Origin of the sequence: Xenorhabdus sp. BG5 (genome assembly GCF_015163665.1) — a bacterium.
In the GTDB taxonomy this organism is placed as follows: domain Bacteria; phylum Pseudomonadota; class Gammaproteobacteria; order Enterobacterales; family Enterobacteriaceae; genus Xenorhabdus.
On record NZ_JADEUG010000039.1, the window covers coordinates 19248 to 29163 of the forward strand.

The 9916-nt window shown below is 41.0% G+C and carries 10 protein-coding genes; 1 reads left to right on the top strand and 9 read right to left on the bottom strand.

Features of this window, described 5'->3' with window-relative positions; translation table 11 throughout:
• Positions 1-25: 25 nt before the first annotated feature.
• The 6 genes from IQ209_RS15845 to IQ209_RS15870 form a co-directional block, all read right to left on the bottom strand.
• Positions 26-3463 carry a tape measure protein gene (locus IQ209_RS15845; RefSeq protein WP_193852198.1) on the bottom strand — a complete coding sequence of 1146 codons (3438 nt, stop codon included), beginning with the start codon at positions 3461-3463 and terminating at the stop codon, positions 26-28.
• Positions 3464-3527: 64 nt separating this feature from the next.
• The gene (locus tag IQ209_RS15850; protein ID WP_193852199.1) at positions 3528-3905 is read right to left on the bottom strand and encodes a hypothetical protein; all 378 of its coding nucleotides are present in this window, start codon (positions 3903-3905) and stop codon (positions 3528-3530) included.
• 20 nt (positions 3906-3925) lie between these two features.
• Entirely contained in the window at positions 3926-4882 is a 957-nt protein-coding gene (locus IQ209_RS18425) for a hypothetical protein (protein ID WP_228005923.1), read from the bottom strand.
• Between the two features lie 124 nt (positions 4883-5006).
• The gene (locus IQ209_RS15860; RefSeq protein WP_193852200.1) at positions 5007-5546 is read right to left on the bottom strand and encodes a BRO family protein; all 540 of its coding nucleotides are present in this window, start codon (positions 5544-5546) and stop codon (positions 5007-5009) included.
• A gap of 660 nt (positions 5547-6206) precedes the next feature.
• Entirely contained in the window at positions 6207-6917 is a 711-nt protein-coding gene (locus tag IQ209_RS15865) for a phage antirepressor KilAC domain-containing protein (RefSeq protein ID WP_228005924.1), read from the bottom strand.
• Positions 6918-7153: 236 nt separating this feature from the next.
• Positions 7154-7327: an Arc family DNA-binding protein gene (locus IQ209_RS15870; protein WP_193852202.1), complete on the bottom strand. Its 174-nt coding sequence runs from the start codon at positions 7325-7327 to the stop codon at positions 7154-7156.
• A gap of 124 nt (positions 7328-7451) precedes the next feature.
• Here IQ209_RS15870 and IQ209_RS15875 point away from each other — a divergent pair, with 124 nt between their 5' ends.
• On the top strand, positions 7452-7838 hold the full coding sequence (locus IQ209_RS15875) for an Arc family DNA-binding protein (RefSeq protein ID WP_193852203.1): 387 nt from the start codon (positions 7452-7454) through the stop codon (positions 7836-7838).
• Positions 7839-7958: 120 nt separating this feature from the next.
• Here IQ209_RS15875 and IQ209_RS15880 read toward each other — a convergent pair whose 3' ends face one another.
• From IQ209_RS15880 to IQ209_RS15890, 3 genes are all read right to left on the bottom strand, one after another.
• Complete coding sequence (locus IQ209_RS15880; RefSeq protein ID WP_193852204.1) at positions 7959-8684, bottom strand: hypothetical protein; 726 nt, start codon at positions 8682-8684, stop codon at positions 7959-7961.
• An 11-nt stretch (positions 8685-8695) separates the two neighbouring features.
• Entirely contained in the window at positions 8696-9046 is a 351-nt protein-coding gene (locus tag IQ209_RS15885) for a hypothetical protein (protein WP_193852205.1), read from the bottom strand.
• A gap of 182 nt (positions 9047-9228) precedes the next feature.
• Positions 9229-9916, bottom strand: a 688-nt coding sequence (locus IQ209_RS15890; protein ID WP_228005925.1) for a DUF6246 family protein, incomplete at its 5' end; no start/stop codon positions are given.

The window sequence follows — 9916 nt, forward strand, 5'->3', positions numbered from 1 at the left end:
CGCAATCGAAATTAGATTTATTATCCTATTGGTTAAGCAGGCCTTCTTCACGAGAAATTTCGTTGACCAAAATATCGTAAACTTCCCTCCTAACAAAACCAGACAACATTTTAGCATCTTCCGCCGTAAATTGACCGCTATTACTGACATTGAAATTATTAATTTGGTTAACAACTATGCCACCATTACCCCCTTTCCCCATCTCCCTATTACTAATCACCTTGCCCCTATCGCCCGGCACTAAATATTGATTACCATTATTGGCCTTGAATATCTCCGGCTTGTTATTCTCACCAATACGGTAAGCACCGTTCGGGCTGACGGGGCCACCATTTTTGCGAGCGCCGAGTAACGCAATCATCGCAGGAACCGCCGTTGCCATTGCCATCATCCCGAATGTGGCAGCAGTTCCCATTGTTGCTACGCTGGTAGCCGCAGCAGCAGGAGCCATTGCTGTAGTAATTGTCGCACCTGTGGCAACTGCCGATGCCGCCGCCGCAGTATTAGTCGCCTTGCCGATGATCATGTTCTTGATTTGCTGCATACCCATTTGAACCAATGCTGAGACAGCTTCATTCGTGATGGTAAGAGCCAGATTGCGCATAGCCTCATTGGCGGTCTGAGTGCCAGTTAGCAGCCCTGTGATAGCATTGGCTGAACGTTGGCCTAGTGCTTCAACCGCATCACCCAGAAATTGATACATTTCATTCTGGCCTTTCCATTGCTCCCATTGGGCGCTGGTCATATCATCGTTGAATTTACGGGTGAGTTCAGATTTGAGTTGAAGTATTCTTTCATGCTCGCCGATATCATGAGCATTATAGGCATCCAGCATTGCCATTTTCTGAGCGTATTCATTCTGGAGTTGCTGGATAGGGTCTACCTTACCCAGCATTCCTTCATTAAAGCCCACCGATGAATCAACTTTTTTGTTTATTTCATCTTCCGCTTGCTTGTTCTTGTAGCGTTCTCTTATTTCTTGCTCACGCTTATGAAGTTCTTCTTTATCTTTTATAACACGCCTTAAATGCTCAAGCTCTTCATCCATTGCCTTTTTAGATTTCGCTAAAGAATCCTGCTCAAGCATCCATTTTTTGGCTTCGTAATCCTTTTCAAGATCGTATCTTTCTGAGGCATTTCTTCTGGCTTTTTCAATCTGTTCCTCGCTAGAACCTTCCGGCATGGCTTTGGCAGCATCGTATAGAGCCATTTCACGGCTACCCTCTTCATACCCTGTTCTAAGGCGGTCTATTTCATCACGCTGGCGTTTAAGAGAATCCTTAATCTGCTTGGAGCGGTTTTCTGCCTCGCTAGCGGCCTTCTTAGCAGCAGATTCAGCTTCTTGCTCTGCCTTTTTCCGTTCTTCGGCTGCTTCTTTAAGTTCCTGCTCCTGCATAATCAGAGCAACAAACTCATTGGAGTCTTTAGAGCCGGGGGCAGCGCCAGCATCTTCCGCGTCAAACTCAGCTTGTTGCCTTATTTTGCCTTTTTCATCCGGTATTGAGGCAATTTTCACATCACGCTCAGCCTTTTTAATCATGGCTTGCATTTTCTTATTTACTTCTTCTGTATCGCCCCCAACGGATTTAATCGCGATACCAAGGCTGCTCAGTTTGGTTTTTATTAGCTCCACCACCTCCCCGTAGGTTTTCCCTGCATTTTCCCATTCCTTAACATTATTAGGGATTTCTTTTTTACCTTGTTCATAAATTAACTTATTGGTTTCTTCTATTTTTTTGTTTCCAATATCTGTCATAATTGCTGAATCTGCTTTGGCTTTGTTCAGCTCTCTTGTTATGCGTACATGATCCGCCTTAGCTTGCGTTAGAGCCTCTTGCGCATTTTTTTCGTCATCAGCAACAGCTTGTTCGGCAAAATCCCTATCCATTCCATTACTTGTGTAATAGGCTATTTTGATTGCTCTTTTTTTCGGGTCTTTGAATTTATCAAGCTCTTGCTGCAATTCCTTAATTTTTTGCGCTGAATTTTTGGCATCTATTTCCATCTGCTTGATTGATCGATTCATTTTATCAACTTCAGCAGCAACCTCTTCCGCACTCAAATCTTTGAGCTTTTCTTTAACATTGCCTAAGTTTTTTGCGTATTCCCTCGCACCATCCGATGCTTGCTTGGTTTTTTCATACATGTAGTAAAAAATCCCCGCTGCAATGGTGATAAGACCAAACCATCCTCCCACAAAAGCAAATGCATTCCCTAATAACCGCAATCCCACAGACGCGTTTTTAGCGGCAACACCAACAGCCGCAGTAGCAGCGGCAGCAGCTTTACCGGTGGTGGCAACATTAAGCTGCGTGACCGCTAGTGCCTCTTTGCTCGCTATAAGGGCATTAGTTGCTATCATTTCGGCTTGAGTTCCTTTGGCTGCAATAAATTCAGCCTCAGCAACCTGATATGCGAGTATTGCTTGTTCCCTGTCAGCTATAGCTTTGCGATTAGCTGCAATAGCTGCGTGCTCTGTCGCTAAAGCGTTGGTATGAGCAGCGGCAGTTTCGGCATTTAATGATTGCATAGATGTGATCGTGGTTTTTACTTTACCCGCCAATGCTCCATTAAATTTAGCGACAGCCGCCAATGCCACCATACCAATGGCGGTAGCGAATGTATCCAAATTCCCACTTAGGCTCACTAAGGATTTATTAAATATATTCGCTGCTGTACTGACCTTGCTAGATTCACCAACGAATTTAGTAACGTTATTGTTAGCGACAACGAACGCCTGTTCTATCGTAGAAGTAGTTTTGGCGAACTCCTTAGCAATTTTATCTGCACTCGCTTTCATTGCGGCAATAACGATTTTGGAGGTCAATTTACCTTGAGCGGCCAGTTCCTTTAACTGACCGATATCTTTACCAAGATAATCCGCAATAGCTTGCATTATCCTTATGCCGTTTTCGCTAACGGAGTTAAATTCTTCGCCACGCAATGCGCCAGCCGCTAAAGCCTGAGATAACTGGATAAGTACGCTCGATGATTCCGCCGCAGTAGCACCTGATACAATAAGTGCCTTATTTATAGTTTCAGTCATATCGCCAAGGTCTTTAGCGCTCATGTTTAATGATCGAGTGGCCTTTTCAAGACGTCCGTATAATGTAGCTGTTGCTTCCAGACTCGTTCTGGTTCTTTGAGCGATATCGAATACGCGTGTAGTGACGGTATTAAGCTCTTCGTGTGCCTTCTGAGAGTTAACTAATTTGTTATTAACATTAGTCCATACATCCGCATATTCCGCGATTTGACGTACATAAAGTGCTGCAATTAAACTTGCCGCTATCGCAGATAATGATGACATAGAAGAGCTTAGTCTTTTCGTTGCTACATTTGCTCTATCCATGCCAAGTTCCATCCTATCAAGGCGCTCGTTAACTTGACGCTGAGCTGTCAGTAATTGAGCTACATCCATTGATACCTGATAAACGATATTGCCTACGCGAACTTCTGCCATTTTCTAGCTCCTTAAAAAAGAAAACCCCGCCAGATGGCAGGGTTGTTAAGAAAAGAAATTAAATTTAGAGGAAATATCCGTGTTCATTACACATCTTTATCGTTACTTCTTCACTCGTTGACTTACTATCGATATCTCCAATGATAAGAGCAGCTTTCTTCCCGTATTTATTAAGAAATAAATACACCTTGAAAGGAAAGTAACCTGTATACCCACCATATGAATTCTTTGCATTTACTAACCCACAATATAGATTTCCTGACTTTCCATCTTTCACTATCAGATTGTTGTGCTTGAACTTCGCGCTATCCGGATCTTTTAACTTATTCTTAACTTCCATTTCTATGGCTTGAACTTCTTCTTGTGTCAGCGCTATTTCTTTTGCAAAGACATTAAAGGACAATGAAAATATGCAAATCACAGAAAAAAATAACTTCGTCATCACATGCCCCATCATTGAATTCATTTATAACTTGACTGTGTAATCACTCTTTTTTGGTCTGGTTCAGAACAACTAACCATAATCACGCCATCGTTTGTCCACACCTTCACAATAAACAAAATAGATGAGTCAACGACTCTTTTTCCCGGATATTCACCGATCACTTGATTGTATATCTCTAAAGCCGAGTTTTTGCAGTCAGTGAAACTCATGGAGCTACTGTCTTGTGTAATAGGGCTTAGCTGGTCTGGGTAATTATCAGAATTAACCATGTCATTTAACTGCTCTTTTGTATATGTCTTTGCAGGCTGGGTAGCAGAGCTAGACGGCTCATCTAAAGAAGTATTTACCAAGTCCCGATCCACGTTATTGTTTCCGCCTACCTGATGGCTGGTGCTTTCAATTGCTATTTTAGCATCATACTTATCACCAAATATCGGAGCCATCGAGTTAACTAACAAAAGCGTTGAGATACAGATTGCTATCACTATTACAGCTGGGACTCCTTTAGGGAGTCTATCCGAATAAGCTCCAGCGGCTATAGAGAATGGTATAAGTATTAACAAGGATACCGGTTCTCTTATAAGGAAATACAAAGAAACCATAAAGACTACAATTGCTATAAAGAACAAAGGCTTGTGCAAATCAACGCGATTTTCTTCCTCTTTTTTCTTTTTGGCTTTTTCTTCATCTTCTTTGCGTTCTAATTCCAGCAAATAATCACTATGATTATATATATCACTGATAAAATAATCCCCTTTATCATCCTGATGAGCAATTACTCCTCGCTCAATCATTTTGTCGATTATAAGCTGGCCTTTTTCATCTTCCAATTTAAACCCTTTACATATCATTCCCTTATCAAACCGCCTTGCCGATAGGCAATAGTGAACAACTACACCATAAATATTTTCTAATTCAGGAGGAAGATCCCATACAAAAATATCATGATTTGTTTCTTTTTTGATGTTAACCATCACAATCCCTCATCGTTAAATTTCGCTCATGATACCAACCAATTAGTGCAAAATAACGCAAAATGCCACGGTTAAGTGGCATTTATGTGATGATTATTTGATTAAGGCCGTCTTTGGCTTGGTGCTAGAATATATTCATCGGCAGTGAGAGCAAGTTTTCAATGTAAAACCCATATCGCCTTGCTACCCCATCAATGATACCTCTAGGCGTCTCAGTTCCACCAGTAAAAGTCTCGGTTTTGTTTAGGTGCTTATCGTAAACTTCCATCTTGATAATGTATCTAAAATTAGGCGGTTGAGGTTTTATGATTGTCGAAGTTTTCTCAACTTCACGATCTAGTATATCCAGTACCCATTTACGAAACTCTTTAGCAACACTCGTCTTTGAAAACATGGCAACCAGATGAGCACCTCGAAGTGAGAAGATTCGTACTGTTTTCTGTAAATTATCCTCGTAACTCTTTGATTTCTTCGAGACACTCAATTTGAGGGTCTCGGTCATTGCAGAGGTAAACTCATCAGAATTACGGTCATAAATCTGGGTGACGGCATCTGATTTTTTGTACTCAAGAGCCTTTGCCAACTCAGCAGCAGTAAACCAAATCTTATTGGCGTGGTGTACAGGGTTAAAAACTGTGCTACGGAAGGTTAATTGATTAGTCATAGGTGACTCCTTACTTTTTTCTGAAAAGTGAACAACCATAAAATGGTGCCGGGAGGTTCAGAACGGCAGTAAGAGCCGCGGACTCATTTCCCTTTCGGGTATTGTATTCGTCGCCCTCCCGACTTTGAGTCAGGGGAATGATAGCCGTAAAGCTACCATTAAAAATTAGGCATAAAAAATCCAACACTAACGGGGTTGGTTGCGACCGCTTACTGGAGGTTCTGACGCCTCTCAAGCAAGTGTATAAAGCAATGCTTATATTGTCAATGACAGTTGAGTCTATCATCGGCACATGTGTCTCACCGTTATAATTAACGACATAGAGATCTGCGCCATAAAATGGGACATTAATAGTTTTACTAACTTCTTTAGTTGCTATAATGGGCATGTCTATTTTCCTTGAGATGGTATTAGACGATTTAGAGGCCCCTGACTGTTCCAGCAGTTGGGGGCTTCGTCGTTTTTGAGCGGGACTATTTATTGCGTAATTGTAACGTTTTGTAAAGGAAATCTATTGAGAATTGCGAGACGCCTCGAATATTCAACCATTTACACACGCATTAGGAGTAAATTTGTATTGTTAACCCTGGCAATCACTGTTAAATTGGCTGATTCTGTTGTGTAGATCAGTATTTGATCGTCACCATTGGCAATCAATTATTAAGCCGCTTTATCCACGCTTAACATCTTAGCCAGTTTGGAAATGCCCTTTGCAGTCACAAGAACTTGTTCGCAAACTCGCTCGGTTCCGTCGTCTTTGGCAACAACAGTTATTTTGTGCTCCAGCAATCCCTGCTGTAACTTGTCTTGATAACCAACCCAAGGCTTTTTGCCTAAACGGCGATAAATCCACTTGTTTGAAGATAAGGTATCGAAAAGAATTTTCGGCTTAATTTGCAGGTGCTTCGCTGCGTCTGTAACACACATACTGCCAGTCGATTTTTTGGCAATACGTTCAAAGGCGTCGACATCCGGTTTCATTTCTTCGACTTGATGTTCAAGCTCGGCTTTCCGTTCCGCCAAGTCAGCAGCAAGGCGAAGTGCTTCTGGTAATTTTTGGGGGATCAGAGGTTGTACTGAGCCAGACTCAAGCGCAAACCAACGGTCAATTACTGCCGCACGGCGTACAACGTCGTAACCAGTGATAAGAATTTCTGTGTGGCGGCGGTCGAGTAAGAACTCAGAGATATAGCCGCGGTTATCAATAACGGCAATTACGCCATCAACTAGAGTAACTTGTTGATTTTTATGATGATGGATTTTCCCATCATCCTTAGTGTAGCCATACAATTGTTTCAACATATTCCAAATATCAACGTGGACATCAGATTTGTTTTTCCCTGTCAGTTTCGCAATCTCACGACTTGACATCTTGGTGACAACTGCACTAGAAGCTGCTACATTCTTATTAGTCATTAAAAACTCTCCATCGAGTTAGTTTGATGAAAACCAGTAACTGCAAACTACTGGTTTTCTGTTTTCAGGGTACTTGGCGGTACTCTGGAAATTTGATTTGTCATTCGTTACAATGGTTAAGTTGTTTGTCTCACACGATAAATAATACTCAGGAGCCTTGGTCTGTTCGTGCAGCTAGGGCTTCGCTGTTTTTATGCTGCATGCCCTTTTTCCTCTCTCAAGCATCTTGCTAACCGCATAACAATTGCTGAGTTCAAAGAAATAAAATCCATCTCTGCTTTTTCCTCCAACTCCTTTCTCATTGAGTCCGGCAGTCTCAAACTGAATGGACTACTTTTATTCTGGTTGTGTAATTCATTGCTCATGTAATATCTCCTTAATAAAACCAATTTAGCATTAAAACCAACTTGGCACTAAAACCAATTTAGCATCATTTATATTAATGTCAAGTTGGTGCTATGATTAACTCATCATAATTTGAGGTGCGCCATGACTAAGAAATACCCAAGCCAAGAAATGGATAGATTTAACGTCCGTATGCCTGCTGGTATGAGGGATGAAATAACAAAAATTGCAGAAAAAAATGGGCGTTCCATGAACACCGAGATCGTCATGATGCTTCAAGATGGTATTGATAACGCGCACAATGCCAGCTTATCTCATCAGCGCATTGAACTAGATCCTGGAGGTGACACTTCACCAACCATTAGTATTAATATTGATAAAGAGAAGTACAATGCAGCTATCAGCAAGGCGGTTACATTACTTATAGCTGAAGAGTTATTAAATGATGACGGTAATGAAGATAATGACGAGTTCAAAGAATTCTTTATGAAAATAGCAGAATCTGTTAATAAAAAATTGTACAAACAATAACAGAAAAACATGATTAATATTAACCACTTATAATAGTAAAAATCAGCTCTTGACCAACAAAAAAGCCCCGTAAGGGGCTGTTCAGAATAGGCAGATATGAAAAACCCGCTCGGGGCGGGTTTAGGTGTATAGATTGTCCTTACTTATAATGTTGACTATATGATGACAACTGTCATGAGATATTGAATTAGGCTCCCACCTAGAAAGTTCTCTCATAGGAAGACGTGTAGCACTCCAAGGTTTAATACCGCCAACGCCTACCCCTCCCTTATCCAACCTGTCAATAAATTCACGTTTTACAGTATCATACACACGAACATCGGCGAGTTTTATCATTCCGCTAGCCCATAAACTGCCACCCGCAATACTCTGTATATTGTCACAAATAAGGTGTTCATGCTTTAAGACTAAACTCTTGTATAATGCTCGACCTAGCCCCGCCATATGGTATTCTGGAGAAATGAAAGCACCTTTTATTTGCTTCCCTGTCTTTTTTATACCATTTTCATAGAAATCAAAATCGCTGTATGCAATACGGCCAATTAAGTCATCATCATCGGTATTTCGCATATCGAGAGCTAATAAATAATTAATGATTTCACTATCGTTATGACCTGAATCACGCATTTCAAAAGCGCATTCTTTGTAATATTCTTCCGTTGAACATCCTAATCGAATGATTTCTATATAGTTATGGCAATCTCCGCCAATCAAAAGGTACTCAATCACTTCTAATAAGTCACCACCCATTGATAAGTGATAGAACTTTTCTATAACTTCTTCTCTTATACTGTAAGGTTTAATGCTCAAATTTTTAGTGTATGAATCGTTCAGATCAGGAGCCATGATTATCTCAATTATGCGGTAACAGCAGGCCGGTAATTCTGAATAAACCCACTAATAGCTTTTTCAATGCTGCCACTTATTGAAGGGATGCTGTCTTCCAAATCAGGATATTGTTGAGTTGGTTTAATAATATATCTTATCTTATTTCTACATATAGTAAGTTCAGCAAACGGGACAACATAGAATTTATCACTCTTATTATCATTCGTTATGGTTACTATAAATAGTTGTCGTTTTATATCATTCCGGCAACTCAGACGCCTAACAGAGAATTCCTTCTGTGATTGCTCGTCAAAAAAAGAATCAATAACTTCTGTCGAGTGGCTAATAGTCTGTATAGATCTGGTATGCTCAGTTCTCATAGTAGCCCCCTAACGTTATGAAATTAAAAGAATAGCTAACTTGTATTTAGCTCATTGATAAATATAACTGAGGTAATATTAGACTCTTTGAACCTAGGGTTCAACAGTACAAACTGTATTTTATTTGTTTCGTTGATGATTAAAATGCATCAAACACTTCAATTTTAGCCTATTCTTGGCTATCACTTTTTCATGCTAACCAACCTTCGTTTACCGCTCATCAGGTCATTAGTACGCTGATCATCGGCATCAATAACAGCGTCGTATTCTTCACGAGTAAAACCTTTTTCATCAGGGAACTTGGCTTTTAGCATCATCTGAAATTCGGTCATCGTTAACTGCTCGGCTTCTTCGCGCGGCATATTGAAATGGGCTCGAGCGGCGTTAATGTATTCAATGGCTTTAAACTGGTCAGAAAACGCTTCCGTTCCCTCATGTCGCTGGAGTTTTCGGATTTTGACCCGACCGATAACACCGTGCGTTATCAGTTCGCGGGCAATGACAATGATGTCATTAATTGGCAAACTACCCAAACGGTACACGACTCCTCTTCGCCCCGGACGCCATTCACCGATCAGCTCTTCCACATCATCGTTACAGCACGCCTGTATCACTATCATGGCCGTTGACAGGATATTGCGGCCAAATGCGGGTTTTCGCATCAGTTTAATCAGCCAGTCGGGAAGCGTACCGTAAGCCAACAACGCGCGGTTAATTAACTCCTGAGTCTCTGCCCCATTTAACAAGGTGTACATTTCCACAATCTGTCGAGGTGTACCGATACGTGTCATTGCAGAGAAAGAGGGGCACAATAAATAATCGATTTTATCAGTAGAGATAACCATCTCACCAATATCTAAAATAGGTGTC

Bases quoted from the DNA above. Each gene is read 5' to 3' on its own strand.
- IQ209_RS15845 (WP_193852198.1), bottom strand. From the start codon at position 3,463: ATGGCAGAAGTTCGCGTAGGCAATATCGTTTATCAGGTATCAATGGAT.
- IQ209_RS15850 (WP_193852199.1), bottom strand. From the start codon at position 3,905: ATGACGAAGTTATTTTTTTCTGTGATTTGCATATTTTCATTGTCCTTT.
- IQ209_RS18425 (WP_228005923.1), bottom strand. From the start codon at position 4,882: ATGGTTAACATCAAAAAAGAAACAAATCATGATATTTTTGTATGGGAT.
- IQ209_RS15860 (WP_193852200.1), bottom strand. From the start codon at position 5,546: ATGACTAATCAATTAACCTTCCGTAGCACAGTTTTTAACCCTGTACAC.
- IQ209_RS15865 (WP_228005924.1), bottom strand. From the start codon at position 6,917: ATGTCAAGTCGTGAGATTGCGAAACTGACAGGGAAAAACAAATCTGAT.
- IQ209_RS15870 (WP_193852202.1), bottom strand. From the start codon at position 7,327: ATGAGCAATGAATTACACAACCAGAATAAAAGTAGTCCATTCAGTTTG.
- IQ209_RS15875 (WP_193852203.1), top strand. From the start codon at position 7,452: ATGACTAAGAAATACCCAAGCCAAGAAATGGATAGATTTAACGTCCGT.
- IQ209_RS15880 (WP_193852204.1), bottom strand. From the start codon at position 8,684: ATGGCTCCTGATCTGAACGATTCATACACTAAAAATTTGAGCATTAAA.
- IQ209_RS15885 (WP_193852205.1), bottom strand. From the start codon at position 9,046: ATGAGAACTGAGCATACCAGATCTATACAGACTATTAGCCACTCGACA.